This is a genomic window from Streptomyces sp. NPDC048484 (genome assembly GCF_040651415.1).
In the GTDB taxonomy this organism is placed as follows: Bacteria; Actinomycetota; Actinomycetes; order Streptomycetales; family Streptomycetaceae; genus Streptomyces.
On sequence record NZ_JBEZJY010000005.1, the window covers coordinates 232,520 to 258,019 of the forward strand.

A 25,500-nucleotide genomic window follows, 5' to 3' on the forward strand; every position below is an offset into this window, starting at 1 on the left:
GCAACGGAGCACCGTGAAACGCCTGAAGTGGCCGTCCTGGCTGCCGATCGACCCGTACATCCTGCTGCTGCTCGGGACGGTGGGCCTCGCCGCCCTCCTGCCGGCCCGGGGCACCGGCGCCGAGGTCGCCTCCGGCGCCTCCACCGCCGCGATCGCCTTCCTGTTCTTCCTCTACGGGGCGCGTCTTTCCACCCGCGAGGCGATGGACGGCGTACGGCACTGGCGGTTGCACCTCACGGTCCTGGTCTGCACGTTCCTGCTGTTCCCGCTGCTCGGCCTGGCGGCCCGCGGCCTCGAACCGGTGTTCCTGAACCACGACCTCTACACCGGCCTGCTCTTCCTCACCCTCGTCCCCTCGACGGTCCAGTCGTCCATCGCCTTCACCTCCATGGCGCGCGGCAACGTGCCCGCCGCGATCTGCGCGGGCTCCTTCTCCTCCCTGGTGGGCATCGTGCTCACCCCGCTGCTCGCCGCGGCCCTCCTCGGCGGCACCGGAGGCGGGTTCTCCGCGGACTCGCTCCTCAAGATCGTGCTCCAGCTGCTCGTGCCGTTCCTCGCCGGACAGCTGCTGCGCCGCTGGATCGGGGGCTTCGTCGCACGCCACAAGAAGGTCCTCGGCTACGTGGACCGCGGCTCGATCCTGCTGGTCGTCTACACCGCCTTCAGCGAGGGCATGGTGGAGGGCATCTGGCACCAGGTCAGCCCGCTGCGCCTGGGCGGCCTGCTCGCCGTGGAGGCCGTACTGCTCGCTGTCATGCTGGCGCTGACCTGGTACGGCTCGAAGGCCCTCGGCTTCAACCGGGAGGACCGCGTCGCCATCCAGTTCGCCGGCTCGAAGAAGTCCCTGGCGTCCGGACTGCCCATGGCGAGCGTGCTGTTCGGCGCCCACGCCTCGCTGGCCGTACTGCCGCTGATGCTCTTCCACCAGATGCAGCTCATGGTCTGCGCGGTCATCGCCAAACGCCGCTCCCGCGATCCCGAGGCGGCGGAATCTCCCCTCACCCCGGACCCAGCCGAAGCGTCACGAATCGCGGTCGGTACAGGGACACGTTCCGGCTGAGGTGCGCCTGCGCCGACACTCCGCCGTCCGCGTCCAGCCAGTTGACGTCGTAGCTCAGCACGAGCCTGCCCCGGCTGATCGCGGGATGGACCTGCGGGTTGTACGCCGCCACGCCGGCCCGCCGCTCCGGCAGCGGCGGGCTGAACCCCTTGCCCGGGCCGTGCCAGGGCCCGGTGGGGGAGCACGCCCAGTACGAGGTGATGGTCGTCAGGCCCTCGGCGCCCGCCGCCATCGTGAACAGGACGTACGTCCCCCCGTCGCGGGCCACCGTGAACGCGCTGCCCACCCCTTTGCGCCCACCGTCCCCCAGCACGGGCTTCATGTGCGAGGGGATGGTCCACCGCTCGCCGTCCCAGTACCGCCACGCGGCCGGGTCCGCGAGCCGCCCCCGGGGCACGCGCGCGACATACGCGTTCGACGCGGGCCGGGCGGCGGCCCGCGTGTCGTCACCGCCGAACACGTAGGTCCAGTTGTCGTCGTGGGTCAGCGCGGTCGTGCCGAACAGCACCCGCCGCGCCGGGTCCTGGACCCCCTGCTGGTCGAGGATCCGCGTGATGCCTTCGAGCCGCAGACCGGGCAACGACAGCGTGGCGACCTCGGTGGCGGTCGGAACCCCGTAGATCCACGGGTACGCGCCGGTTGTACGGGTCCACAGCACGACCCGTACGACCTGCTCGGACGAGCCGGGGGAGCGGGGCTCGACCCGTGCCGCCACCGGCCAGCGCCACTGTCCGGGGGCCGGATCCGCGAACAGTGGCGCGGGCAGGGTGCGGTGCAGGCGCCCGCCCTCCATGACCACGGCCGAGTTGCGCACCAGCGGAGCGGTCGTGTCCCGCCAGGCATAGGACTCGCCCGCCGGGTTGGGCGGGCGGTACACCTGGCCGAGATACGTGTCCGAGAACAGCCAGAGCACCCGCCCGTCCGGCAGCCGTACCGAGTGCGTGCCGTCGCCGCCGGTCCAGTCGTCGCCGCGCGAGGCGTCGTCCCCGTACCGCGCGAACTCGTCGGTGACGTCCCGGTCCGCGGCCCAGGAAGCGACCGTACGGGCCCGGCAGGCGCCCTCCCCGCTGTCGTCCTCCGGGAGGGCGGTGAGCAGCACCGCTCCGAGGACCAGGGCCAGGAGCAGACCCAGACCGGTCCCCGTGCGCTGTCGTGCTCGTGCGTCGTCGGGCACGCCCGGGACGTTAGTGGCTGCCGCGCACGCGGTCCATGGGCAGCCACAGCACCGCGCCCCGGGCCGGCGTGCTGTCCGCGGCCCGTACGCCGGTCAGTTCGCCGTCGCTCAGCGCCCGGTCGTGGACCCGGACGTCGTCGATGGCACCGGTGAAGTGGGCACGGCTGTCGAGCTTCTGGCCGATGTGCACACCGAACGGCGAGTTCCGGCTCACCGATCCCGGTACGTCCGACGCCGTGGCGGCCACGGTTCCGTCGACGAACAGCGTGAGCCGGCCCGCGCCGCGGCGCAGCACCAGACGGTGCCACTGTCCGTCGTTGTGCGCGCCGGTCGTGCGCACGGACGCGGACCGCGCGGCGCTCGCACCGTCCCGGACGGTGATCAGCCCCTGGATCCGGTTGCTCGCGGGCTCGCCGCGCAGCCACACCTGCGGCTGGGTGGTGCCCACTCCGCCCATCCACAGCAACGGCTGCTCGCCCGCCGTGGCCGTGTAGCGGAACCACAGCGAGGCCGTGAAGTCCTTGGTCCCGAGCGGCAGTCCGGCCCGGTGGGGCAGGCGTACGGCGTCGTCGGCGCCGTCGAACGCGAGGGCGCCGCCGTGCACGCCGTCCGTCTCCCGCGCGCCGCCGAGCACCGCCGCGCCGGGGGCGAGCGGGGCGAGGTCGGCGGTGGTCGGGTCCGGGCCGCGGCGCGGGCTCAGCCAGTCCTCGGTGAACCGCGCGAAGCGGATCTCGTCGTGCGCGTCCACGGCGCCGCCCTCGTACAGCAGCCCCGCCGTGTCGGCGCCGATGCCCACCAGGTCGGAGTAGCCGGACCAGTCGGTCGTGACCACCGTGCCCCGGTCGACGCTGTCCCAGGTGCGCCCGCCGTCGTACGAGGAGCGGATCATCATCGTCCGGCGGCGGTCCGGGTCGCCGGGGCAGGCGAGGAGGATCCGGTTGCCGAGGCGCAGCGTGGAACCCTGGACCTGGGGCGTGTAGAGGTCGGGGAGAGCGCCGAAGTGCGAGGTGAAGCTGTCACCGCCGTCGGTGCTGAACGCCTGGGTGCGGTGGCCGGGATCGGTGCCGTCCTGCTCGCGTCCGCTGACGAGGACCGTGCCGTCGGCGCGCTCGGTCACCGTCATCTCGGAGGGCCTCTGCCGGAGCGTGCCGTCCTCCGCCGCCGGCCACGAGTCGCTCGCCCCGATCCGCCAGTGGTCGCCGCCGTCGTCGCTGACGGCGAGCGCGGCGTGGCCGGCGCTGATGCGGCTGCCGTTCCACGTCTCGGTGTTGACGCCGAAGACGAGCCGGCCCGCGTGCCGGCCACGGGCCAGCTGGATGCCGTGCACCGGCCCGGTCGCGTACCAGGAGTTCCAGTGCGCGGGCAGGAGCTCGTCGCTGAGGTCGCGCGGCTCGGACCAGGTGCGGCCGTCGTCATCGCTGTGCTGCAGGTAGGGGGTGCGGTCGCACGGCACAGCGCAGTTGCCGCCGTCCGTGCGGCCCGTGTTGTACGTCTCGGCCAGCACGATCCGGCCGGTCTCCCGGTCCACGATCGGGGCGGGGTTGCCGTGTGTGTCGCCCGCCCCCTCGTTGATGACCTGGAGAGGGCCCCAGGTGCGGCCGCCGTCGGTGGAGCGCTTGAGCACGATGTCTGTGTCACCGGCGTCACCGCAGTCGTTCACCCGGCCCTCGGCGAACGCCAGCAGGGTGCCCTTCGTCGTCTTCACGACGGCCGGGATCCGGAAGCAGGCGTATCCGGGGTCCCGGGAGGCCTTGAAGAGCACCTGCTGCTCGAATCCGGCGGATTTGCCGGACTCGGCGGCCGAGCGGGCGTGCCCGGTGCCCGGCAGTGCGAGGACCGTGGTGGCGGTGAGGACCGCTGTCAGGGCGGTGGCGACAGAGGTCCTCCACGGTCTGACAGACGTCCTCTCCGGTCCGACAGAGATTCTCCACGGTCTGGCGGAGCCTGGAGGTCGGGGGTGTGCGCGAAGACCTGACGGCATGGTGCGACCTGCCCTTCGTGCGTCCGGACATCTGGACATCCCATGTCCCATGTGCGCGCCCCAGACGCTACCGAACACTTGCCCAGTGCTCCACCCTTCGGGGTGGAGGTGATGGGCATCCTGTCCGTAGCGGCCCGGAGGGTCGCAGTGGCATGGCTAGGATCGCTTTGTCGGACAACGGGGTTGTCCGGCCTACCGCCGGACGGGCGGGAAGTCAGGCCTGCGGAGGCCCTGTAAGACCGCTCCTCACCGGTCGGCAGAGGCCCGTGAAACAGGAACCCGTGGTGGTACTGCGTAGCAGTACGGACCGGAATCACCTGCCCTCGGGCAGGTGAGGGCGTTAATACCGGCATCTGGCCACCGGACAGGACCGCGCCGCCCGCGCCGGACCTGGATGAGCACAGGTACCCCTCTGACCCCAGGCATGAAGGCTGAACTCGCACGACCGCCCCCTGATACAGGGAACTGGCGTCCGGGTTCGACGTACTTCGGCTGCGGGATTCCGGGCACATGTGCGCTTCCGGGTGAGGAAGCGGCTAGGGCGTGTTTCGAAAGTAGCGTCGTCCGCCCGGAGGGCGGGCCCGGCGGCGTCAGGTGCGTGCTCTCGGCGTGCCGGGCGTAGACCCTCGTACTGGACGTACTTGGGTCTGCGCCCGGTGCGGCGAGAGTGCGTGCATGGCGTCGCCGGGCAGACGGGACTTTCGAAACACGCCCTAGGCGGACGTGCGGATCTGTGATGTCTGTTCCGGATTTTGTGCGTCGGATGCGACTGGTTCGAGGGTTTCGGCGGACGTGACGCGGCTGTCGCGGGAGATGCGCCGCATCCGGGCCGAGCGGGGGAGGAGCCGCGGTGGCAGGCACATGGTGATCATTCCGGTGAGGATCAGTGCGCCGCCGGTCCATGCCACCGGCGAGAGGTGCTCGTGGAGCAGGAGCACGCCGATCAGTGCGGCGGCCAGGGGTTCGGCGAGGCTGAGGGTTCCGGCCGTGGTCGCGCGCACCTGAGTGAGGCCGGTGGTGAACAGCCAGTAGGCGAGGGCGGTGGTCGCCACGCCCAGCCAGAGGGTCAGGGCGAAGGTGGCGCCCTGCTGCACGGGAGCGGCGCTGTTGATCATCCAGGGCGCCAGCGGGACGGCCCCTGCGAGCAGGGAGAGCGCGGAGAGCCCTGGCAACTGGGCGGCGGAAGCTACGTAAGCCAGCTTCTTGGCGAAAACGGTGTACAGGCCGTAACAGACACCGGCGGCCACGGCCAGGAGCAGGCCCAGCGCGTCCACGCCCGCGCCCGTCGGCGTCAGCAGCAGGGCGCAGCCGGTGACGGCCGCGGCAGTGCCTGCCATCCAGACGGCTGTCATCCGTTCGCCGGTGACCCACCGGGCACACAGGCCGATCGCCGCGGGGGCGACACCCAGGGCGACCACCGTGGCCAGGGCCGCCCCGGTCCGTATCACCGAGGACATGAGGGCCGCCTGGAAAACGCCGGTGGACACCGCGCAGACCAGCAGGGGGCGCACCACCGTGCCCCTGGTCAGGGCCCGCACGGTGTTCCGGCGGACGGTGAAGACCCCCAGGACCAGCCCGCCCACGAGCAGCCGCCAGCCACCCAGGGCCGCCGGCGTCATGGGGCTGGACGCCAGCACCTGAGCGGGACCGACCGTGCCCCACAGCACAGCCGCGCCCAGCACCAGTCCCGCACCGAACAACGGGCCGTTCTTTCGTGTATCCATGGCCGAGGACACTAAGCAAACATCCGAGCAGCGCATCCTTTAGCCGCACTTTGTACGCCGTAGGGTCGACTTCATGGAACTTGATGCGTTGGACCGGGCCCTTCTGCGGGAGCTGCAGAACGATGCACGGCAGACCAACCGCGACCTCGCAGCCAAGACCGGGGTCTCCCCCTCCACCTCGCTCGAGCGGGTACGGCTGCTGCGCGAGCGCGGCGTGATCACCGGTTACCACGCCGCCCTGGACCTCGACGCGGGCGGCCGGCCCGTCCAGGCGCTCATCTCGGTGCGCATCCGGCCCCCGGCCCGCCCTGTCATCGAGGGATTCCGGGAATGGGCGGCACGACTGCCCGAGGTGATCGGCCTGTTCGTCACCTCAGGCCCTCACGACTTCCTCATCCACATCGCCGTCCCGGACGTCGACAGCGTGTACGCCTTCGTCATCGACCGCCTCACCGAACGCCGCGAAGTCGCCGACGTGCAGACCACGATGGTCTACGAGCATGTCCAGTCCCGCTGCATCGAACCGGCCGGCCCCGGTCGGCCCCGCTCCTCACGCGGAACTCGCTGACCTGGTTGGCTCTGCGACGGGTACCGGTGCCCAGATCCGCCCCCGCCGTGGCAGGGACGCGCCACCTGACCGCAGCGATCACGAGGGCGCCGGGCTCCCGGCCCCGGCCCTTGCCCTCAGCCCCTGCCCTCAGCCCCTGCCGAAATGCATCGCGGGGAAGGCGCCCGCTGCTCTGAGGGTTCTGGTGAAACCGCCGGCCAGTTCGGTGAGGCGCGCGGTGGCGGACGGGCCGAGGTGATCGTACGGGGCGGCGTCGAGGCGGTCGGTGAGCGCCTCGGCCTCGCCGCGCAGGGACGCGCCCGCCCGCGTGAGGTTGCCCGCCTCGTCCAGCAGGGCGCGCTCGCGCAACCGGTCCCGGGCGGCGTCCCACTGCTGCGCGGACCACCCGCGGGTCCGCATGAACAGTGCCGACGTGGGTGCCGTGCCGGTGGCGTTGTGCAGGACCAGCGCCTCGATGCCGGACAAGCCGGCGATGGCCAGGGCGGCGAGGTGACCGTCACCCCGGTGTTCGCGCAGCAGCGTCGCGGCGTGCCACAGGGCCAGATGCGGCTCTTCGGGTACGGGGAGGTCGGCGTTGGCGGCGTAGAGCGGCCGTGCCTCCCGGCGGCAGGCTTCGGTGGCGTGCAGCGCCAGTTCGGCCGCCTCGGTCATGTGCGTGGACGTGAGGGTTTCCTTCCCGAGCAGCCGCTGCAGCGTTCGGTCCGCGCCGCGCAGCCGTGCTGTGAGCACCGCCTCCGGTGTGGTGACGGTCCATGCGGCGGGGATGTGTCGCCGCACATGCTCGTGGTTGAAGTTGTAGAACGTCGCTGTGACGGTGCCCGCGTCGACGGCCCCGAGCGGTGCCGCGCGGCTCGCGAGGTAGACCGCGGGTCCGCGCTCCAGCCCGAGTGCCGTGAGTTCGTACTGCGGCTCCGGCGCGAAGTACACGGATGCGTGCAGGGGGCTGACGGCGTTGTGGCAGTGGCGTCCCGTGGTCGCCTCGAAGGTGGTCATGCTGCGGCTCCGGTGTCGGTGATCAGGTGTGGTCGTGCGGCCAGGTGGACGAGGCGCATCAGGCTTCGTTCGTGGGTTCGTGGTGGGGGCGGTGGGTCAGCGCGGCCGCGGTCTGGGTGAGGTGCTGGGTCAGGACCTCGGCTGCGGTGTCGGCGTCGCGGGCGAGTACGGCCTCTTCCAGCCGGCGATGTTCCAGGGCGCCGTCCCGGCCGGGGTTGCGGTGCGCCGACCAGCGGCGGGCCAGCTCGCTCGCGGTCCACATCCGGTCGAAGGTGTCCAGCAGGACGGGATTTCCGCACCCTTCCAGCAGGGTGCGGTGGAAGACCCGGTGGGCTTCGGCCCACGCGCTGCTGTAGTGCTCGCCCTCCTCCGGTACGTACGCCGGGGTGCGGGTCAGACGGTGGTGGGCGGCTCGTACGCGGGCTTCCCAGTCGACATCGCCGCGTTCGACGGACATCCGCAGCATGACCGGTTCGATGGTCCGGCGGGCCTCCGCGACCTCCTGCCAGCGGCGGTCGGAGAAGGCCGGGACGGCAAAGCCGCGGTTGGGCAGCCGGTCGGCGAGGCCCTCGCCGACCACCCGCACGAGCGCCTCACGCACGACGGCCAGGCTCACGCCCTGCTCTTTGGCGAGGTCCTGGGGTTTGAGGGCGTCGCCGGGGGCGTGGTCCCCGCGCATGATCGCGTCCCGCAGGTGTGTGTAGACCTGTTCGGAGAGCATCTGCTTCCCCGCCGAGGGCGAGGTGTGGGTCTTCTGGGTCATGTCTACAGAATAGACGATCAGGAAGATAATCGATTATTGATGCTATGGTCGATCTCGAAGGTGAGTGAAAAGCGACGGCGACGCCTCCTGGCACCGCCACGGCCGCATCACCGCCACCGCCACACCCCGCACCACGGCCTGAAAGGAACGACGCCATGAGCGCCAACGACCCCTTCGCCCGCCTCCCCGAGGCGGCCTCTTTCACCGTTGTCAGCACCACCGTCGCCGACGGCGCCGCCTGGTCGATCGAGCAGTACTCCGGCCTCTCCGGTGTTCCCGGGGGCAAGGACGTCTCCCCGCAGCTGTCCTGGAGCGGTGCCCCGGAAGGCACCAGGAGCTACGCCGTCACCGTCTACGACCCCGACGCCCCCACCGGCTCCGGGTTCTGGCACTGGGCGGTCGCCGACATCCCCGCCACCGTCACCGAGTTGCCCGAGGGTGCCGGCGACGACACCGGCTCGGGCCTGCCCGAGGCCGCCTTCCAGCTGCCCAACGACGCCCGCGTGGCCCGCTTCCTCGGCGCCGCCCCGCCGGCCGGACACGGCCCGCACCGCTACTTCACCGTGGTGCACGCCCTCGACGTCGACACCATCGGCGTCCCTGCCGACGCCACCCCGGCCGCCCTCGGCTTCACCATGGCCGGCCACATCCTCGGCCGTGCGGTCCTGACCGCCACCGCTGAGACTTCCGCCTGACAACCAGCTATGCGTCCCGTCGAGCGCAACCGGTCGATTTGCTCGCTCGGGTGTAGCGCCTTGCTCGCTCGGGCGTAGCGCCGTCCGCAGCTCGCGTCCCAAGCAGGGCGTGTTGTGAAAGTGGGGATCGGGCTCCCAGCGTCCATGAAATTGTGGGGCGGTCACGGACGTTGAGCACGTCATGACTCAAGGACCAGCACCTCGCCCGCTGTCGGACGAAGCCCTCTCCAACCTGCTTGGCAAGCAGCAGTTCGGCACGCTCGCCACCGTCAAGCGCAGTGGCCACCCACACCTGACCACCATGGTGTATCGCTGGGACCCCGAGGCCCGCATCGCGCGGTTCTCGACGACGGCCGACCGTGTCAAGGTCGGGCACCTGCGACGCGATCCGCGTGCGGCGCTGCACGTGCAGGGCGACGACGTGTGGTCGTTCGCCGTCGCCGAAGGCGAGGCCGAGGTCTCCGAGATCACGACGGTTCCTGGCGATGCGGTCGGTCGGGAACTGCTCGGAATGATCCCGCAGGCCGGGAAGCCCGAGAGTCCCGAGAGTGAAGAGGCGTTTCTGGAACAGCTGGTTGCCGAGCGCCGAGTGGTCGTCCGGTTGAAGGCGGACCGCCTGTACGGAGCGGCGCTGGATGTCAACGGCTAGGGCGATCCACTTTCACGACACGCCCTGGAGGGCGTCGAGGTTCCCGATGAATTCGAGGATGGCCTTCGCCAGCTCGGCGGGGGCCTCCATCGCGGCGTAGTGACCCACACCGTCGAGTGACACCGAGCTCACTTCGGTTGCTGCGGCCTGGGACATGGTGCCGACCGTGAAGGAACCTCCGCCCGCGCCGACCGCGAGTACAGGCACGTTCAGGCCGTGCGTGTCGGCAAGAGCCTTGATCTCGGGACCCTCCCTCAGCATCGACCGGTAGAGGCCGATCGCTCCACGCCAGCCGTCGGGGCGCGAATAGGTGCGGGCGAACTCCTCGATGTCGGTGTCGGTGACGGCTCCTGGGGTCGCGTTCAGGGCGGGGAACGCGAACTGCCCCAGAAATTCCCGCTCGCGGCCGGCCAGGAGCATCTCGGGGATGCCGGGAGCGGCGAGGACGCCGATGTGCCAGGCGCCGCCGTGGGTGATGTCGGCCAGCCTTTCGAGGCCGAATCCGGGCAGGCCCATCTCGATCGCGGTGAGGCTGCGTACGTCCTGCGGGTGGGTGGCCGCCAGGCGGAAGACGGTCGCTCCGCTGATGTCCTGTCCGGTCAGGTGGACCGGGCCGATGTCGAGCTGTTCGATGAGGAGGTGCAGGTCGTCGGCCGAGGTCTGGCTGTCGTACTCGCCCGGCCCGTTGTCGGAGTCCCCGAAGCCGCGCAGGTCGACGGCGAAGACTCGGTGGCTCTCCGCGAGGAGCGGGATGATCTTGTGGAAAGTCCACCAGCTCTCGGGAAACCCGTGGACCAGAAGGACCGGCGATCCACTGGTTCCCGCCGCTGCGTAGTGCAACTGAGTTCCGTTGACCTCTGTGAGGTGGTGGGAGATCCCCGCAAGCGCGGGACCCGGAAGCGTGGCGTCCATCATTCTCCCCAATTCGACAACCTTGTTGTCTAGAACAGTAGACAACAAGGTTGTCGATGTCCAGTCCGTGGTCGCCGTAGTCTTCTTCCATGTCACGATCTGGCGCTGATCTCGCACTGCTCCTGCTCGGAGGTTTTCGCTCGCTGGTGGACGCCGCGACCGCCGAGCTGGCCCGCCGCGGTTACGAGGACGTGCGTCCTGTCCATGACTTCGCCATGCGGGCCATCGCCGCCGGCGCGGACAACGCATCAGAACTCGGGCGGCGCCTGTCGGTCTCCAAGCAGGCGGCAGCGAAAACCATCACGGTGCTGCAGGAGCGCGGATACGTGGCGCGAGACACGGATCCCCTCGACGCCCGCCGCAAGCGCCTGCACGTCACCCCACTCGGCCACGAAGTGCTGCGACAAGGCGAATCCATCTTTGACGAGTTGCGCGATCAATGGAAACAGCAGATCGGTTCCCACGAGCTCGCGAGCCTGGAGGCACACCTGGCGGACCTGGTCGGCGCTCAGCCGGTACGCCTTGACGCACCGGGCTGGATCGCGCAAGACCTCGGCGAGCCGGTCTGACACTCGTCCCGCCCCGTCCGAAGCAGCCGGAAGTCGTACAGAGCCAGACCGGACCGTTGTGAGGTCACCCAACCGGCGGGGCGAGGCGGGCGAAGCCTTCCTGGCGCTGGTAGGGGAAGTATGGGTAGGGCGCTGCTTTGCTGCTCGCCGCGTTGAGTTTCGCCATCTGGTCGGGCGTGAGCGTCCAGCCGATGGCGCCGAGGTTCTGACGGAGTTGTTCCTCGTTGCGGGCGCCGATGATGACGGAGGAGACACTCGGCCGCTGCAGCAGCCAGTTGAGGGCGATTTGCGGAATGGCTTTTCCGGTCTCCTGCGCGATCTCGTCGAGGGCGTCGACCACGCGGTAGAGGTGTTCGTCCTCGACCGGCGGGCCGTAGTCGGCGGTGTCGTGCAGTCGGCTGCCGGCGGGTGGCGGTTGGTGGCGGCTGATTTTACCGGTGAGCCGCCCCCATCCGAGCGGGCTCCAGACGAGCGCCCCGAGGCCCTGATCGAGTCCGAGGGGCATCAGTTCCCATTCGTAGTCGCGGCCGATGAGGGAGTAGTACACCTGATGGGCGACATAGCGCGGGTGGCCGTACCTCTCCGCGACAGCGAGGGATTTCATCACCTGCCAGCCGGAGAAGTTGGAGACTCCCACGTAGCGGACCTTTCCTGCTCGAACGAGATCGTCGAGCGTGGACAGGACTTCCTCGATGGGTGTGCCGGCGTCGAAGGCGTGCAGCTGGAACAGGTCGATGTGGTCGGTGCCGAGCCGGCGCAGCGCGTCCTCGCACGCGGTGATGAGGCGCGACCGGGAGGAGCCCGCATCGCCTGGGCCGTCGCCCATCGGCAGGCTGGTCTTGGTGGATACGATCACCTGGTCCCTGCGGCCTTTGATCGCTTCGCCCAGCACCTCCTCGGACGCGCCGCCGGAGTAGACGTCGGCGGTGTCGAACATCGTGACCCCGGCGTCCAGGCAGATGTCCACCAGGCGGCGTGCTTCTCGCGCATCGGTGTTGCCCCAGGCACCGAACAGCGGTCCTTGGCCGCCGAAGGTGCCCGCGCCGAAGCTCAGCACGGGGACCTTGAGTCCGGATGCACCCAGCCGCCTGTATTCCATGGCTACTCCTCGATCTGCTCAGCTGGCTAGCTAACGGGTCTGTAGTTCCGTTAACATGGGCCCTCAAGGTAGCAGGTGTGAGCGATTAACGAAACTGGAGTCCCGTTATGGATTCGGATGGTGCGGAGCCGGGAACCGTGCGGCCCGGAGGGCGCACGGCGCGGGTGCGGGCGGCTGTCCTTCAAGCGGCCGGGGACTCCCTGGCCGAGCGGGGCTTTGCCCACTTGGACCTCGCCGACGTCGCGCGCCGTGCCGAGGTGGGCAAGACGACCGTCTACCGCCGCTGGGGAACGGTGACCAGCCTGGTGGCCGACCTGCTGATGGAGATGGCCGAGCAGTCGCTGCCGCGTACCGAGACCGGCTCGTTGCTCGGCGACCTCAAGGCCAACGCCCGGCTCGTGCAGCGCACCTTGGCCGATCCGCGGCAGGGGGCGCTGTTCAAGGCGGTGCTCGCGGCCGCCACCTGCGAGCCGAAGACGGCCGAGGCCCTGCATCACTTCTACGACATCCGCGTCAAGGAGTGGGCGCCCTGCGTCCAGCAGGCCATCGACCGGGGTGAGTTGCCCGAGGGTACCGACACCCACGAGGTGATCCGTGCCCTCTCCGCCCCCCTCTACTACCGCCTGCTGACCAGTGGCGATCGCCTCGACGAGGCCGCCGCGGACCGGGCCGCCGAGGCCGCCGCGGCTGCGGCGCGCGCGGGAGCGTACCTGCGGAGCGAGGGGCTTGTTGTGTGACCGGCCCGCATCCGTCGGCGAGTACGGGGCACCGTGCGTGATCTGCTGACCTCGTGCTGGCCTGTCAAGGCGGCGATGGGTCGGCCGCCCAGGCAGGTGCTGCGGCACGGTCGCGTCATGGCCGAGGGCGCTCCGGGGGCGGATCGATAAACACTTGAAAGTTAAGCGACAGGAAAACGACAGCTCCCACCAGGCAGGCTCGAAGTCCCAGGACCCGAACCAGGGATCCGAGGGTTCGAACCAGGGATCCGAGGATCCGATCAAGGAGTTGCCGTCCGTGACGACTGTCCAGACGACCGTGCCGCCGCCGACCGCGGCGGTGCGTCCCAAGGTGGTGGCCCGCACCAGCCTGTACGGCGTGCTGGCCCTGAACGTGGTCGTGGTGACCGTGTTCTTCATCCAGGCCGGGTTCGCCTCGAACACCCTCATCGTGCTGGGCCGGCTGGCCGGACTGTACGGCGCGCTCCTGATGGCCTTCCAGCTTCTGCTGATCGCCCGGCTGCCGTGGTTCGACCGCCGTATCGGCATGGACCGGCTGACCTCCTGGCACCGCTGGGTCGGCTTCGGCCTGCTGTTCACGCTGCTGGGGCACGCCGTGTTCATCACGTTCGGCTACGCCCGGTCGTCCTCGATGGACCCGGTGAACCAGTTGGTCGACCTGGGCGAGACCGTCGAGGGCGTGTTCCGCGCGATCGTCGCGCTGGGTCTGATCCTCGTGATCGGCGCGGTCTCGGCCCGCTACGCCCGCCGTCGGCTGGCGTACGAGACCTGGCACTTCATCCACCTGTACGCGTACGTCGCGGTGGTGCTGGCGTTCACGCACCAGGTCGCGGCCGGTACGACGTTCACCTCTTCGTCCGCGGCCACGACGTACTGGTACGTGCTGTGGGGCGCGGCGCTCGGTGCGGTGCTCCTGGGCCGGCTGGTGCTCCCGCTGTGGCGGAACCTGAGGCACCAGCTGAGGGTCTCCGCCGTGGTGCACGAGTCCGACAACGTCGTGTCGGTCTACATCACCGGGCGTGACCTGGACCGGCTGCCGGCCCGCGCGGGCCAGTTCTTCCTGTGGCGTTTCCTCACCAAGGACCGGTGGTGGCAGGCCAATCCGTTCTCGTTGTCGGCCGCCCCGGACGGCCGGACACTGCGGCTCACAGCCAAGGCGGCCGGTGACGGCACCGCGGCCCTGCGGCACCTCAAGGTGGGCACCCGGGTCTTCGCCGAGGGGCCCTACGGCGCCTTCACCGCGATGCACCGCACCCGCTCCGAGGCCGTGCTCATCGCCGGCGGTGTGGGCGTCACCCCGATCAGGGCCCTGCTGGAGGAACTGCACGGCCACGCGGTGGTCATCTACCGGGTGGGCTCGGACCGGGACGCGGTCCTCTACGAGGAGTTGCGGGAACTCGCCCGGGCCAAGGGCGCCGAACTCCACCTGGTGTCCGGACCGGCCAGCCCCGACAAGCTGGCACCGGGCGAGCTCGCGCGGCTCGTGCCGGACATCAACGACCGTGACGTGTTCCTGTGCGGGCCGCCTCCGATGATGAACGCGGTGCTGGGCAGCCTGCGCGAGCTGGGCGTGCCCAGGCCGCAGATCCATTTCGAGCGCTTCAGCCTGGCGGGATGAGAGAGACATCGTGAAGCGAGCCATACCTGTCCTGGTCCTGACCGTCGCCGGCCTGATCCCGGTGTGGCGCTACGCGCCCTCGGACGGCACGACGACCACCACCACCACCGAAGCCGCGTCGCCCGCCGCCTCGCCCGCCTCGACGCCCTCCGCTTCTTCCTCCGCGGGCAGCTCGTCCCGGGTGGTCAAGGGCTCGACCGTGGACACCGAGAAGGGGACCGTCCAGGTCGAGGTGACCTTCGAGGGCGACGCCATCGGTTCGGTACGCATGCTGCAGCAGCCGAACCATCCGCAGACCGAGGCCGCCGTCCCGAAGCTCATCGCGGAGACACTCAAGGCGCAGAGCGCGGACATCGACGCGGTGTCCGGTGCCACGATCACGAGCGAGGGCTACGTCGACTCCCTCCAGGCCGCCATCGACGCGAAGGGCTGACGCCGATGTCCACGACCGAACCGGTGCACCGGGTCGAGCACATCATGGGGCTGCCGATCTCCCTGCGGATCGACGACAGCGACCGCGGTGACAGCGACTGCGGCGACAGCGACGGCGATCGTGGCACCGGCATGGGCACCGGCGGCGACAGCGGCACCGGCAGGGCCGCGGACCGGGTGTTCGCGTGGCTGCGCGAGGTCGACGCGCGGTTCAGCCCCTTCCTGCCCGACAGCGAGGTGTCCCGGCTGGACCGGGGCGAGCTGGCGGCCGACGAGCTGAGCCCGGACCTGGTCGAGGTCCTCGACCTGTGTGAGCGGTACCGGGTCGAGAGCGGCGGCGCGTTCCAGGTACGGCTGCCCGGCCGTGGTCTCGACCCCTGCGCCATGGTCAAGGGCTGGGCGGTCCAGCGCGCCGCGGAGCTGCTGCGGACGGAGGGCGTGACGGCGTTCTGTCTCAACGCGGGCGGCGACGTCGTCTCGGCCGGCCGGCCCTGGCGGGTGGGCGTACGGCACCCGGAGCGGGCCGACCGGCTGTGCGCGGTCCTGGAGATCACCGACGGGGCGGTGGCGACCTCCGGGCGGTACGAGCGGGGCGACCACATCCTCGACGGGCGTACCGGTCGTACGGCGACCGGGCTGCTCAGCCTGACCGTCGTGGCCCCCTCGCTGACCGAGGCGGACGCGACGGCGACCGCGGCGTTCGCGATGGGGGCGGAGGGGGTCGACTGGGCCGCGGCCCGCGGGGGATGCGAGGTTTTCGCCGTCGATGCCGAGCGTCGGGTGCTGCGTACCTCGGGGTTTCCCGTCGCTGCCGCCTGACAACTGTTGGTCGGGGGCTGAGGCTGGTGCGGTCACCGAGGCCGTGGACACGTCACCCGAGTCACCTGGGGCGAGGTCTCTCATGTGGGTTCCTCATGTGGGTTGCTCAGGTGGTGGTCCGTGGCCAGGGCGGTCAGGGTACGGCGGCAGATCTTTCCGGTGGGTGTGAGGGGCATGTCCGTGAGGTGCAGCAGGAGTTCGGGGAGTTTGCGCCGTTCCAGACCACGCCGGGTTTCGAGGTGGACCGTGAGGTCCGCCAGGGTCAGGCGGTGGCCACCAGGGGTCTGGCGGACACAGGCGCACAGGCGTTGGCCCAGGTCGGGGTCGGGCACGGGGACGCAGACGACCTCGGCGACGGCGGGGTGGGTGCCCAGCTCCTGTTCGATCTGCGCCGGGCTGATGCTGTAGCCGCCTCGGTCGATGATCTGGGTCAGCCGGCCGAGCAGGTGCAACCGGCCCTGGTCGTCGAGATGTCCGCGGTCGCCGGTGCGGACCCAGCCGGTGGAGGTGCGCAGCCCGGTGTCCAGGCCGGGATCGGCGACGTAACTGAGCGGGGTCATGGGGCCCCGGGCACAGATCTGTCCGGGTCGGCCGGGAGGCAGCTCGCGGTCGTGGGCGTCGAGGACGCGGACGGTGGCGACGGCGGGGTCGGGGCGGCCGGTGCCTGTTTCGGGGGTGAGCCCGGTGGCGGCCGTGTGGCAGTTGACGCCGTCGGTGGAGCCGTAGACGGCGATGACGGGCCGGCGGAAGCGGTCCCGGCAGGCCGTGACGGTGGTTTCCGGCAGGCTGGTGCAGCTGGAGACCAGGGCGTGCAGGCTGCTCGCGTCCTCGTCGGCGCGTGTGGGGTGGTCGGCCAGGCGGCGCAGCAGGGTGGGTACGGCGAACAGGTGGGTCGGCCGGTGCCGGGCGATGGTGTCCCAGGTGGTCGCGGGATCGTGGGAGTTCTGCAGGATCAGGGTGCCGCCGAGGGCGGCGAGGGTGACGTACGTGCCGCAGGACCCGTAGGAGGAGGCCAGGGGGACCAGGAGCAGGTTGCGCATCGGGCCGGGGCCGCGGTGCAGGGCGCGCACGTAGTTGGCGCGGCCTCCGGCGACGGCGTTGTGCGAGTAGGCGGCCATCTTCGGTTCGGACTCCGTCCCGGAGGAGACCAGAATCCTGGCCGGGGCTTCCGGGGCGACGGGCCGGGGGTTCAGTGGCCGGCCCGGTGCGGACAGCGAGTGGACACCAGGCCGGCGGGGACCGAAGGCGCACACCGCGCGCAGGTCCGGCAGCCGGGAGGACAGGGCGATGTCGGCCGGGTCGGCGAAGACGGCGCCGCGGGCGCGGGAGCGGCGCAGCAGGCTGAGGGTGTCGCGGGTGCCCGGCCCCGCGGGATAGGGCAGGGCCACGGCGCCGAGGGCCGCCACGGCGAGTTCGGCGGCCACCGCGGCACGACCGTTGGGCAGTCGTACGGCGATGATGTCGTGATGGTCGAGGCCGGCGTCGCGCAGCCGGCCGGCGATGTGCCGTACCCACAGGTCCAGGGTCCGGTAGTCCAGAACGCCGGCCCGGTCGATCACGGCTTCGCGGCGCGGGTGGCGGCGCGCGTGCCCGGCGAACAGGGAGTACAGGTCGCGGTCGGGACAGTGCCCGGCGGCCACCCAGGCTCGGCGGTCGGCGGCGGGCACCAGGTCGCGGATCGTCAGGCCGTTGTTGGAGGTCCAGGGAGTGGTCCGGGCAGCGGTCCGGGGCGAGGTCCGAGGGGTGGTCATGCGAACTCCCAGGGAGTGCGGGGAACGACGTGGTCCGCAGTGGCCAGGGCGCGGGCGAAGCGTGGATCCTCCGCCAGTTCGCGCAGGTCGGTGCAGACCGCGGTGGCGCTCAGGCCGGTCTCGGCCAGCCGCAGCAGCCAGAGTCGGGTGGGCCGGGTACGCAGCCGGTCCAGGATCTCGTTCGGGCCGGCCGAGGCGGACAGCCCGACGGCGCGGGCGGTACTCCGGGGCTCGGCGCGGGCGACCGGGCCGAGTTGGAGATATCCGTCGAGGGTGGGCGCGGGGCGGTCCAGCGGTGAGTAACGGGACCGCTGGGACGGGCGGGGCAGGACGGCGCTCGCGGACAGCAGGCTGGAGTCGACGCGGGCACCGCTGCCGGTACGGCTGCGGGTGAGCAGCGCGGCCAGGATGCCGTGGGCGCATACCAGGCCGCCCAGCAGGTCGGTGAGCGTCATCAGGGAGGGCGCGGGCGGTTCGTCGACGGGGCGCAGGGCGGCGGCCAGGCCACTGTGCGCCTGGACCAGGTAGTCGGTACCCATCGGAGGCGGTACGGGCAGGTGGGCGCCCCAGCCGGAGGCCGCGGCGTAGACGAGGCCGGGCCGGGTGGCGTGCAGGTCGTCGGAGTCCAGCTGCCACTGTGCCGCCTTGCCCGGGGCCCAGTTGTGCACGAAGACGTCCGCGGTGTCCACCAGTTCGTGCACCGCCCGGCGGCCGGAACGGGTCTTCAGGTCGATCTCGGTGGTGGTCTTGCCGGCGTTCAGGGCACTGAAGCGCGCCGAGCACCGGCCGGCGATGGGTGGGATGCCGCGCATCGGGTCGCCCCCGGGGGGTTCGATGCGCAGGACGTCGGCACCGAGCAGGTGCAGGATGTGCCCAGCCATGGGGCCCTGGACCCGACGGGTGGACTCGACGACGCGCACTCCCTCCAGAGGCCGGGCGGAGGTGCCGCCGGTGTCCGCGCGGCCGAAGTCGGGGCCGAAGTCAGAGCCGGACCCGGACCCGGTGCCGGACCCGGGGCGTGGGGTGACGGTGAACGGCGGGATGTGGCAGGGCCGCGGATCGCCCCGCACCGGCAGCACACTCACCTCGGCCCGGACGGCGGCGGTACGGATGGCGGGGAAGAGCGCGCGCCCGGCGGCGGCGTGCAGTGCGGCGGGCAGCGGACAGGTGGCGGTCGCGAAACGCTGCTGGAACGGCCGCCAGCCCTGGGCGCTCGCATGCGGATCGGCGCCGAGCAGCTGCCAGAAGCGACGCCAGCGCAGCGGCTCGAACGTCTCGCACTCGAAGCGCACTTGGTCGGCGCTGGTGAAGGTGGCGGTCCCGCGACCAGGCGGCTCCCGCGGGCCGTCGTCCGTGGTGTCGGCCGCGAGATACTGGACCAGGGTCAGCAGGGCGGCCTGCGCCACCGAGGTGCGCACCTCGCTCACCCGCGTCCCGCGGGCACGGGCGATGAGGGCGGCGAGCACGCCCTGCGCGGCCAGGACACCGGCGGTGGCGGTGGCGTAGTCGACGGCCAGCGGGACCGGCCGGCCGGTCGCCCGACCGTGCACGTGCATGATGCCGCAGGCTGCCTGTACGGCCCGTTCGTCGCCCAGCGACAGGGCGATGGGTCCGGCCCAGCCGATGTCACAGGCGACCGCGGTGGTGTCGGCACAGACCGGCCGCAGCAGGCCGGTGGCGATGTCGGCCGCCAGGGCCGGGGTGGCCGACCGTCCTCTGCCGCGCGCGAGCGGGGCGGTCACGAGGCGTCCCGCGTACGCGGGCGGCGGCCGTGCACGGAGTACAGGACGCTGGAAGCGGCCTGGAAGGACGGGTCGCGCATCAGGTCCCGTACGCGCAGCAGTTCACGTTCGGTCATACCGGCGGCGATCAACTCGTCGTGCAGATGGTGGGTGTGGTGCAGTTGCAAGCCCAGGACCGCCGATCCGGCGTTGCGGAGCAGGATGTGCGGTTGCGGATCGAGGTCGACCAGACCGGCGGCGCGCAGGGCGGCCGGGACGTGGCGGCCCCAGTGCGGGGCGCCGCCCGCCGCCCGCATGGCCGCCGACCGGGCGGCCGTGAACTTCGTGTAGAGGCGTGCCGACTGCCCGTCGGGCGCGAGCAGAGGTGGTTCGTAGGACGTGTCGAGTTCGTCGATCTGCAGCAGGCCGCCCGGCACCAGGGCCCGGACCAGGCGGCCGAGCACCTCCCGCCGTTCGGGCAGGAGTTGCAGCACCAGACGGGCGACGATCAGGTCGAAGGCGGCCTCGGGCAGCGGATCGTGCCGGATGTCGTGAGTGATGGCGGTCAGGCCCGGCCGAACGTCGAACGTCGGCGGTACCAGGTCGGTGGCCAGCACGCTCCCGGTGGGTGCGACGCGTTCGGCGAGCCAGCGGGCCACGGTGCCGGCACCGGAGCCGACCTCCAGGCAGCGCCAGCCGTCGGTGACACCGGTGGCGGCCAGCCGGGGCAGCGTGATCGGGTCGTAGGCGGCGGCCAGACAGCGGTACTGCTCGCGGACCAGGTCGGGGTCGTTCTTGAAGGGGTGGTGGGGACGGGATGCCAGGGGCTGCACGGGGAAGTACCTCCGTCGCGTGTCCGGGGGCCAGGGTCGGGCGGGAGGACGCGTCCTGCCGGTCGGATCCGGTAGTCGCATTCGGTAGTCGGGTCGGGTGGTCCGGTCCGGTGATCCGGTCGGGTGGTCGGGTGGTCGGGTCCGCGGGTGTGTCGCGTGTCCGGTCGAGGGGTGGGTGAGCCCGGTGGGGCACCGGGTCCGATGGTCCTGTCCGGCAGTCAGGTCCAGCGGCCGGATCCGCGGGTGTCGGTGCGTCCGGTCAGCTGCCGCAGCAGCGCGCCGCGGCGCACCTTGCCGGTGCCGGTGCGCGGCAACTGCGGCCAGGTGAGCACCGTCGGTGGTTGCAACAGCGGCAGACCTGCCACCGCCTGCCGCCACCGCTCGGCCGCCAGGGCGCCGTCCTCGGTGACCACCACAGGCAGCGGCGCCTGGCCGGGAAGGGCGAGCACGACGATTTCCAGGGCTTGCGGCAGCCGGTCCTCCAACACGTCCTCGGTGCGCAGACAGCTCAGCTGCGGGGTGCGGTCCACCTCGCGGTCCAGCAGTTCGACGGTGCCGTCGCGGTGGCGGATGCCGAAGTCACCGGTGCTCCACCAGCGTCCGACGTGTTTGGCCGCCCACCGGTCGCCTTCGCCCTGATAGGTGAGGGCACAGGCCGAGGTACGGGCCAGCAACAGCCCCGGACGGCCGCGCGACACGGGCCGCAGGGTGTCGGGGTCGACCACCCGCAGCCGGGTTTTGACGGGGACGGGCCGGCCCAGATTGCGTGCGTCGGACCGGGCACCGGACGGTCGGGTCGAGCGACGGGTGTGGAAGCGGAAGGTCAGCGGGCCCGTCTCGGTCTGACCCCAGCCCTGCATCCACAGCGGTGCGCGGCGCCTGCTGGCGTGCAGGTAGTCGCGCAGGACGGGGGGATGCACTGCGTCGTAGGTGCTGATGAACAGCCGTACGTCGCGGAAGGCGTGGTCCAGGCGCCTGGTCAGCGGCCGCAGGCGTACGTACGCGGCGGGCAGGGCCTCGACCACGGTCGGCGGATGGGCGCGCAGCAGGGGATCGGCGGTGTCCGGGTCGGGTCGGCTGAGGATGGTGAGGGCGCGCGGGGCCAGGCACAGCACACTGGCGGTCCAGCAGAAGGTCCTGCCGTGGGCGAAGGCGCTGGCGTTGGCGAGGACGTCGTCGCGGCGCAGCCCGATGAGGGGGTACCGCACGGTCTCGAAACGGGCCAGCTTGCCGATGATGGTGCGGGTGGAGTGCACCACCAGTTTGGGGACGCCGGTGGTGCCCGACGTGTGGTTGATGACCAGGGGGTCGTCGTCGTGCCGGCGCCGGGGACCGGGCGCGTCGTGGCCGCGCAGGTCGTCCGGGCCGAGAGCACCGGCGGCCGGACCGTCCAGTGTCATGACGGTGCCGGCGAGCGCGCCCGGATCATGACCCGCGCGGCGCCACCGCTCCAGCAGGGTGCGGGTGGTCACCAGCAGCGCGGGCCGCAGGCGGTCCAGCAGTACGGCGAGGACGTCGGGCGGCAGCTGCGCGGACAGCTGGGCGGGTACCGCGCCGATCCGTACGGCGGCGCAGGCCAGCAGGTCGTAGTCCCAGTGGTTGTCCTTGACGATCGCCACCCGGTCGCCGCGACCGGCTCCGGCGCAGGCCAGCCGGCCCGCGAAATCCCGTACCAGTGCGGCCAGTTCGGGCACGGTGTAGGCGGTCCGGTGCTCGGGTGTGAGGTCGAACGGCCGGTCCAGGTGGACGCGGGTGGCGGTGCCCCGGTCGGCGCACCGGTCGAACAGCACACCCATGTCGTGGGGTCTCACGAAGTCGTCTCCTGACTCTGCGGTGCGAAGCGGCCGGCACGCCGGGGCAGCCGGGCCAGGACACGGGAGGCGGCCAGGGCGCCGGAGCGCACCGCTCCCTCACTGGAGGGCCGCAGCATCACCCAGTCACCGGCGTACTCCACCGGGCACGTGCCGCGTGCCATGAATCGGGCCCGCAGTCCCAGGGCCGCCGCGGTCGCCTCGGGCAGGCCGTGGGAGTGGGCGTGCACGAAATACTGCCGCCCGGCCGTGCCCAGCTCGGGTACGTACCGGCGGGCCGCCGTGGTGAGCCGGTCGACGACCTCGGAGTGCGGTGCGCGCAGCAGGTCGGGAAGGGTGCGGGCGTCGGCCATCAGGGTCAGCAGGCCTTTGCCGGCCGGGGCCCGCTGCGGGTGTTTGACGTGGTCGGCGATGACGCAGGACAGCACCCGGTCCTCGACCCGCGGGGTGAGCAGGACGTACAGCGGGCGGTCGCAGACCGGGGCGAGCGGCCGGTCCAGCAGGCAACTGACTTTCAGGGCGGGGGTGAAGGTGCAGGCCGAGAGGTAGGCGGCCGCCTCCGGGGCCGCGGTGGTGTGCAGGCGGGCGGCGACGGGGGCGGGCACGGCCAGTACCGCGGCGCGGGCGGTGACCACCTCGTCCTCCAGGTGCAGCCGGGCGGTGTCGAGGTCGGCGGTGACCTGGTGGACGGTGCGGCCGGTGACCACGTCGAGGCCGGTGGCCAGACGCCGGGCGAGCAGGTCCATCCCGTCGCGGTAGGTGCGCCAGCCTGCCGTGGGGCCCACTGCCAGCAGCAGGCTGATCAGCGGGGCGGCGGTGGAACGGGACGTGTCCCAGCCGAAGAAGCTGCCGCACAGCGGCTGGAGCAGATAGTCGTGCAGATCCCGGTGGTAGCGGGCGGCGAACTCCGCCACGGTGGCGGTGCCCAGGGGAGTGCGCTCGGGGTGGTCGTCGTCGAACGCGCCACGGCGGCGGGCGCTCCAGGCCAGCAGACGGGCCAGGTCGACGCGGGCGCGCGGGGAGAGACCGGCTCCGGTGAGCACCGCGCGTCGCTCCGCGACACCGGGGTGGGCACGGCCGCCACGCCGGACCGCGATGGAGGCGCCGATGCGCGGCACGTCGTCGAGCGGCACGCCGAGCCGGGCCAGCAGTTCCCAGGTGGCGCGGTAGCCCCGCGACGAGATCTGCTCCGCACCGGTGTCGACGGTGTAGCCGTCGTGACGGAAACTGCGCATGCGGCCGCCGACGTGCGGCTGTTCCTCGTAGACCCGCACCGTCAGTCCGGCCCGGCGAAGTTCGTGCGCGGCGGTCAGCCCGGCGACACCGGCCCCGACCACGGCCACGTCCAGCTCCGGTGTCATGAGCCTCCCCTGGACGCGGAGTCGAGGGCGGCGGCCAGCAGGTTCGCGCCGATCAGCAGAACGGTGGCGACACGGTGCACGGTGAAGCCCCGCCTGCGGGCCCGCATGATGTCGCCCTGGGTGCCGCCGGGCCGGAAACCGGTGAGGTACTGCCGTACGCGCAGCGCGGTCACCGGTGCCATCCACAGCACGAACCACCACGGGGCGAGGCCGGTCACGGAGGCGAGCAGGCCGGTCGCGAACTCCGCGGCCGACAGCACCCCGATGAACAAGGCGTTGCCCCGGGGAGTGGTCAGGGAGGCCACCGTGAGCCGGCCGGCACTGCGGTCCCCGTCGATGTCGTTGGTGTTGGAGTAGACCCCGAACAGCAGCGGCCCGAACCCGAACAGGATGCCCTGCGTCAGGACGAACCCGGAGAAGGAGCCGGTGACCAGGCCGTACGGTGCGATCACCAGAGCCGCGCCCAGCCCGGCCAGGAACACCTCCTGGAACCCGCGGTAGCTGATCCTGAGTCCGTAGGAGTACTGCAGTGCGACGACGAACACCGCTGCGACCAACACCAGGGCCCAGGAAGGGCGGTGCGGTGCGAACGCCACTGCCACGCCCCACAGCACGGCGCCGGCCGCCGCGGTGACGTAACCGAATCCGAGTGCCTCGCGTGGGGTGAGGGTGCCCGCGACGAGCGGTTTGCGCAGCCGTTTGCGGCGGGGGTGGTCCGGGCCGTAGTTGCGGGCGTCGCTGCCGTCGCGGAAGCCGGTCACGTCGTCCAGGGCGACCATGGCCATGATGACGAAGACCTCGCCGAGCAGGAACACCGCCAGTGTCCCGGCGGCGGGCGCGAACCGTCCGGCGGGCAGCGCCACCGCGGCGACCACCACGGCCATGCTGAGGTAGTAGTCGTACACGTCGAGTTTGCCCAGCCGGGCGTAGCTGCGGGCCTTGGACTCCGGGCGGACGTGGCCGACCGCGCGGACCGTGACGGGGAGGGAGTGGCTGTGGTCGGTCATGGTGCTGCCTTTCTTCGGGCGGGAGTCCGGCCGTTGGCAGTCGATACGGGTTACGGGTTACGGGTCAGGAGAGGACGAAGGACCGTACGGCCGCGGCGACATGCGCGACCTGGCGGTCGGACAGCTGCGGGTGCAACGGCAGGGAGAGCATCTGCCGGGCGGCCCGCTCGGCGTGCGGCCACCGGTCGCCCGGCGCGGTGTACGGGGCGAAGGCCGGCTGGTAGGGCAGTGGGTTCGGGTAGTACACGTGGCTGCCGACGCCGCACTCCCGCAGATGCCCGGCCAACTCGTCGCGGCGCTCGGCCAGCAGGGTGTACACGTAGTGGCAGCGTCCCTGCAGGCCCGGGGGCGGGGTGCGGATGCCGTACTCGGCCAGGGACGCCAGGTGCGCGGTGTAGTACTCGGCGATGGCGGCCCTGCGCCGCAGCCGGGCGGCCAGGCCGGCCAGACGGTGGCACTGGAACGCCGCCTGGATCTCGTCGAACCTGCTGTTGTGGCCGACGAACGCGTGCACGAAGCGCCGGTCACCGTCCTGCCCGTGGTTGCGCAGCATCCGCACCCGTCGGCCGACCTCCGCGTCGCGGGTCACCACGACCCCGCCCTCCCCGGGCATGCCGAAGGACTTCACCTGGACGAAGGAGAAGAGGCCGGCCTCGCCCCACAGGCCCGCGGGCCGTCCGTCCAGCACCGCGCCCTGCGCGACCGCCGAGTCCTCCACCAGCCGGACGTCGTACCGCCGGGCGAGGTCGACGAAGCGCGGCATGTCGGCCATGACGGAGAACAGGTGCGCCGGCACGATCGCCGCGGTGCGGGAGGTGATCCGGCGCTCCATCTGGTCGGGGTCGGCGACCAGGGTGTACGGGTCGACGTCGGCGAAGACCGGAACCGCGCCCAGGTTGGCCACACAGGCCGCCAGCGGGGCGCAGCCCAGGGCCGGTACCACCACCTCGTCGCCCGCGCGGACGCCGAGCGCGGTCAGGATCAGGGTGAGCGCGGAGGTGCCACTGCCGCACGCGACCACGTCCTCGGCCCCGTACAGCCGCTTCAGCCGGAGTTCGAGATCGCGGGTGTGCTCGCCGAGGATGAAGCGCTGTTCGGGGGCCAGGGCGATGCGCTTCATCAGGTCGAGCAGGACCCGCCGGTCGGCCGCGAACAGGTCGGGCGGGAAGAAGGGGGTCGGCAGAGGCAACGGAGATGCCGGAGATGGCGGAGGTGGCGGAGAT

The 25,500-nt window shown here is 71.7% G+C and carries 23 protein-coding genes; 9 read left to right on the forward strand and 14 right to left on the reverse strand.

Annotation, left to right across the window (positions count from 1 at the left end; translation table 11 throughout):
- Positions 1 to 13 precede the first annotated feature (13 nt).
- Complete coding sequence (locus AB0D14_RS07260) at positions 14 to 1,060, forward strand: bile acid:sodium symporter family protein (protein ID WP_362775700.1); 1,047 nt, start codon at positions 14 to 16, stop codon at positions 1,058 to 1,060.
- Here AB0D14_RS07260 and AB0D14_RS07265 read toward each other — a convergent pair.
- The 3 genes from AB0D14_RS07265 to AB0D14_RS07275 all read right to left on the reverse strand — a co-directional run bounded on the left by AB0D14_RS07265 (position 999) and on the right by AB0D14_RS07275 (position 5,939).
- Complete coding sequence (locus tag AB0D14_RS07265; RefSeq protein ID WP_362775702.1) at positions 999 to 2,234, reverse strand: DUF4185 domain-containing protein; 1,236 nt, start codon at positions 2,232 to 2,234, stop codon at positions 999 to 1,001. The two genes, AB0D14_RS07260 and AB0D14_RS07265, sit on opposite strands and share 62 nt — an antisense overlap.
- A 10-nt stretch (positions 2,235 to 2,244) precedes the next feature.
- Positions 2,245 to 4,215 (reverse strand): exo-alpha-sialidase, encoded by a 1,971-nt coding sequence (locus AB0D14_RS07270; RefSeq protein WP_362775704.1) that lies wholly within the window; start codon positions 4,213 to 4,215, stop codon positions 2,245 to 2,247.
- A 713-nt stretch (positions 4,216 to 4,928) separates the two neighbouring features.
- Entirely contained in the window at positions 4,929 to 5,939 is a 1,011-nt protein-coding gene (locus tag AB0D14_RS07275) for an EamA family transporter (RefSeq protein WP_362775705.1), read from the reverse strand.
- Positions 5,940 to 6,012: 73 nt separating this feature from the next.
- Between AB0D14_RS07275 and AB0D14_RS07280 the strand changes: the two genes are divergently transcribed.
- Positions 6,013 to 6,507 carry an Lrp/AsnC family transcriptional regulator gene (locus AB0D14_RS07280; protein WP_362775707.1) on the forward strand — a complete coding sequence of 165 codons (495 nt, stop codon included), beginning with the start codon at positions 6,013 to 6,015 and terminating at the stop codon, positions 6,505 to 6,507.
- Between the two features lie 129 nt (positions 6,508 to 6,636).
- Here the strand turns inward: AB0D14_RS07280 and AB0D14_RS07285 are convergent, their stop codons facing one another.
- Positions 6,637 to 7,500: a hypothetical protein gene (locus AB0D14_RS07285; RefSeq protein WP_362775708.1), complete on the reverse strand. Its 864-nt coding sequence runs from the start codon at positions 7,498 to 7,500 to the stop codon at positions 6,637 to 6,639.
- Between the two features lie 58 nt (positions 7,501 to 7,558).
- A complete protein-coding gene (locus tag AB0D14_RS07290; protein WP_362775710.1) occupies positions 7,559 to 8,263 on the reverse strand; it encodes a GntR family transcriptional regulator in 705 nt (234 codons plus the stop codon).
- Between the two features lie 155 nt (positions 8,264 to 8,418).
- Between AB0D14_RS07290 and AB0D14_RS07295 the strand changes: the two genes are divergently transcribed.
- Both AB0D14_RS07295 and AB0D14_RS07300 read left to right on the forward strand, forming a co-directional pair.
- The gene (locus tag AB0D14_RS07295; RefSeq protein WP_362775712.1) at positions 8,419 to 8,958 is read left to right on the forward strand and encodes a YbhB/YbcL family Raf kinase inhibitor-like protein; all 540 of its coding nucleotides are present in this window, start codon (positions 8,419 to 8,421) and stop codon (positions 8,956 to 8,958) included.
- 181 nt (positions 8,959 to 9,139) lie between these two features.
- Positions 9,140 to 9,607 (forward strand): TIGR03618 family F420-dependent PPOX class oxidoreductase, encoded by a 468-nt coding sequence (locus AB0D14_RS07300; RefSeq protein WP_362775714.1) that lies wholly within the window; start codon positions 9,140 to 9,142, stop codon positions 9,605 to 9,607.
- 12 nt (positions 9,608 to 9,619) lie between these two features.
- Here the strand turns inward: AB0D14_RS07300 and AB0D14_RS07305 are convergent, their stop codons facing one another.
- Positions 9,620 to 10,522, reverse strand: a complete 903-nt coding sequence (locus AB0D14_RS07305; protein ID WP_362775716.1) for an alpha/beta hydrolase — start codon at positions 10,520 to 10,522, stop codon at positions 9,620 to 9,622.
- A gap of 143 nt (positions 10,523 to 10,665) precedes the next feature.
- On the opposite strand from AB0D14_RS07305, the gene AB0D14_RS07310 reads away from it, so the two are divergent.
- Positions 10,666 to 11,088, forward strand: coding sequence for a MarR family transcriptional regulator (locus AB0D14_RS07310; protein WP_362775718.1), 423 nt, complete (start codon positions 10,666 to 10,668; stop codon positions 11,086 to 11,088).
- A 64-nt stretch (positions 11,089 to 11,152) separates the two neighbouring features.
- On the opposite strand, the gene AB0D14_RS07315 is transcribed toward AB0D14_RS07310, so the two are convergent.
- Positions 11,153 to 12,187 (reverse strand): aldo/keto reductase, encoded by a 1,035-nt coding sequence (locus AB0D14_RS07315; protein ID WP_362775719.1) that lies wholly within the window; start codon positions 12,185 to 12,187, stop codon positions 11,153 to 11,155.
- 107 nt (positions 12,188 to 12,294) lie between these two features.
- Here AB0D14_RS07315 and AB0D14_RS07320 point away from each other — a divergent pair, with 107 nt between their 5' ends.
- From AB0D14_RS07320 to AB0D14_RS07335, 4 genes are all read left to right on the forward strand, one after another.
- Positions 12,295 to 12,924 carry a TetR/AcrR family transcriptional regulator gene (locus tag AB0D14_RS07320; protein ID WP_362775721.1) on the forward strand — a complete coding sequence of 210 codons (630 nt, stop codon included), beginning with the start codon at positions 12,295 to 12,297 and terminating at the stop codon, positions 12,922 to 12,924.
- A 277-nt stretch (positions 12,925 to 13,201) separates the two neighbouring features.
- Complete coding sequence (locus AB0D14_RS07325) at positions 13,202 to 14,542, forward strand: ferredoxin reductase family protein (protein WP_362775722.1); 1,341 nt, start codon at positions 13,202 to 13,204, stop codon at positions 14,540 to 14,542.
- A 10-nt stretch (positions 14,543 to 14,552) separates the two neighbouring features.
- Positions 14,553 to 14,975: an FMN-binding protein gene (locus AB0D14_RS07330; protein ID WP_362775724.1), complete on the forward strand. Its 423-nt coding sequence runs from the start codon at positions 14,553 to 14,555 to the stop codon at positions 14,973 to 14,975.
- A 23-nt stretch (positions 14,976 to 14,998) separates the two neighbouring features.
- Complete coding sequence (locus tag AB0D14_RS07335; protein ID WP_362775819.1) at positions 14,999 to 15,793, forward strand: FAD:protein FMN transferase; 795 nt, start codon at positions 14,999 to 15,001, stop codon at positions 15,791 to 15,793.
- Between the two features lie 80 nt (positions 15,794 to 15,873).
- Here the strand turns inward: AB0D14_RS07335 and AB0D14_RS07340 are convergent, their stop codons facing one another.
- The 7 genes from AB0D14_RS07340 to AB0D14_RS07370 form a co-directional block, all read right to left on the reverse strand.
- Entirely contained in the window at positions 15,874 to 17,544 is a 1,671-nt protein-coding gene (locus tag AB0D14_RS07340) for a class I adenylate-forming enzyme family protein (protein ID WP_362775726.1), read from the reverse strand.
- Complete coding sequence (locus tag AB0D14_RS07345) at positions 17,541 to 19,286, reverse strand: CoA transferase (RefSeq protein ID WP_362775727.1); 1,746 nt, start codon at positions 19,284 to 19,286, stop codon at positions 17,541 to 17,543. Before AB0D14_RS07345 ends, AB0D14_RS07340 begins: the two co-directional genes overlap by 4 nt.
- Positions 19,283 to 20,098, reverse strand: a complete 816-nt coding sequence (locus AB0D14_RS07350) for a class I SAM-dependent methyltransferase (RefSeq protein ID WP_362775729.1) — start codon at positions 20,096 to 20,098, stop codon at positions 19,283 to 19,285. Before AB0D14_RS07350 ends, AB0D14_RS07345 begins: the two co-directional genes overlap by 4 nt.
- 218 nt (positions 20,099 to 20,316) lie before the next feature.
- Positions 20,317 to 21,909 (reverse strand): class I adenylate-forming enzyme family protein, encoded by a 1,593-nt coding sequence (locus AB0D14_RS07355; RefSeq protein WP_362775731.1) that lies wholly within the window; start codon positions 21,907 to 21,909, stop codon positions 20,317 to 20,319.
- A complete protein-coding gene (locus tag AB0D14_RS07360; protein WP_362775733.1) occupies positions 21,906 to 23,270 on the reverse strand; it encodes an NAD(P)/FAD-dependent oxidoreductase in 1,365 nt (454 codons plus the stop codon). Before AB0D14_RS07360 ends, AB0D14_RS07355 begins: the two co-directional genes overlap by 4 nt.
- Complete coding sequence (locus tag AB0D14_RS07365) at positions 23,267 to 24,277, reverse strand: UbiA family prenyltransferase (RefSeq protein WP_362775734.1); 1,011 nt, start codon at positions 24,275 to 24,277, stop codon at positions 23,267 to 23,269. The genes AB0D14_RS07360 and AB0D14_RS07365 overlap by 4 nt, the downstream gene beginning before the upstream one ends.
- Before the next feature lie 64 nt (positions 24,278 to 24,341).
- On the reverse strand, positions 24,342 to 25,466 hold the full coding sequence (locus AB0D14_RS07370) for a DegT/DnrJ/EryC1/StrS family aminotransferase (protein WP_362775735.1): 1,125 nt from the start codon (positions 25,464 to 25,466) through the stop codon (positions 24,342 to 24,344).
- Between the last annotated feature and the right edge of the window lie 34 nt (positions 25,467 to 25,500).

Coding starts and splice junctions, on each gene's coding strand:
- AB0D14_RS07270 (WP_362775704.1), bottom strand. CDS start 4,215: ATGCCGTCAGGTCTTCGCGCACACCCCCGACCTCCAGGCTCCGCCAGA.
- AB0D14_RS07275 (WP_362775705.1), bottom strand. CDS start 5,939: ATGGATACACGAAAGAACGGCCCGTTGTTCGGTGCGGGACTGGTGCTG.
- AB0D14_RS07280 (WP_362775707.1), top strand. CDS start 6,013: ATGGAACTTGATGCGTTGGACCGGGCCCTTCTGCGGGAGCTGCAGAAC.
- AB0D14_RS07285 (WP_362775708.1), bottom strand. CDS start 7,500: ATGACCACCTTCGAGGCGACCACGGGACGCCACTGCCACAACGCCGTC.
- AB0D14_RS07290 (WP_362775710.1), bottom strand. CDS start 8,263: ATGACCCAGAAGACCCACACCTCGCCCTCGGCGGGGAAGCAGATGCTC.
- AB0D14_RS07295 (WP_362775712.1), top strand. CDS start 8,419: ATGAGCGCCAACGACCCCTTCGCCCGCCTCCCCGAGGCGGCCTCTTTC.
- AB0D14_RS07300 (WP_362775714.1), top strand. CDS start 9,140: ATGACTCAAGGACCAGCACCTCGCCCGCTGTCGGACGAAGCCCTCTCC.
- AB0D14_RS07305 (WP_362775716.1), bottom strand. CDS start 10,522: ATGATGGACGCCACGCTTCCGGGTCCCGCGCTTGCGGGGATCTCCCAC.
- AB0D14_RS07315 (WP_362775719.1), bottom strand. CDS start 12,187: ATGGAATACAGGCGGCTGGGTGCATCCGGACTCAAGGTCCCCGTGCTG.
- AB0D14_RS07320 (WP_362775721.1), top strand. CDS start 12,295: ATGGATTCGGATGGTGCGGAGCCGGGAACCGTGCGGCCCGGAGGGCGC.
- AB0D14_RS07340 (WP_362775726.1), bottom strand. CDS start 17,544: ATGACCACCCCTCGGACCTCGCCCCGGACCGCTGCCCGGACCACTCCC.
- AB0D14_RS07360 (WP_362775733.1), bottom strand. CDS start 23,270: ATGACACCGGAGCTGGACGTGGCCGTGGTCGGGGCCGGTGTCGCCGGG.
- AB0D14_RS07365 (WP_362775734.1), bottom strand. CDS start 24,277: ATGACCGACCACAGCCACTCCCTCCCCGTCACGGTCCGCGCGGTCGGC.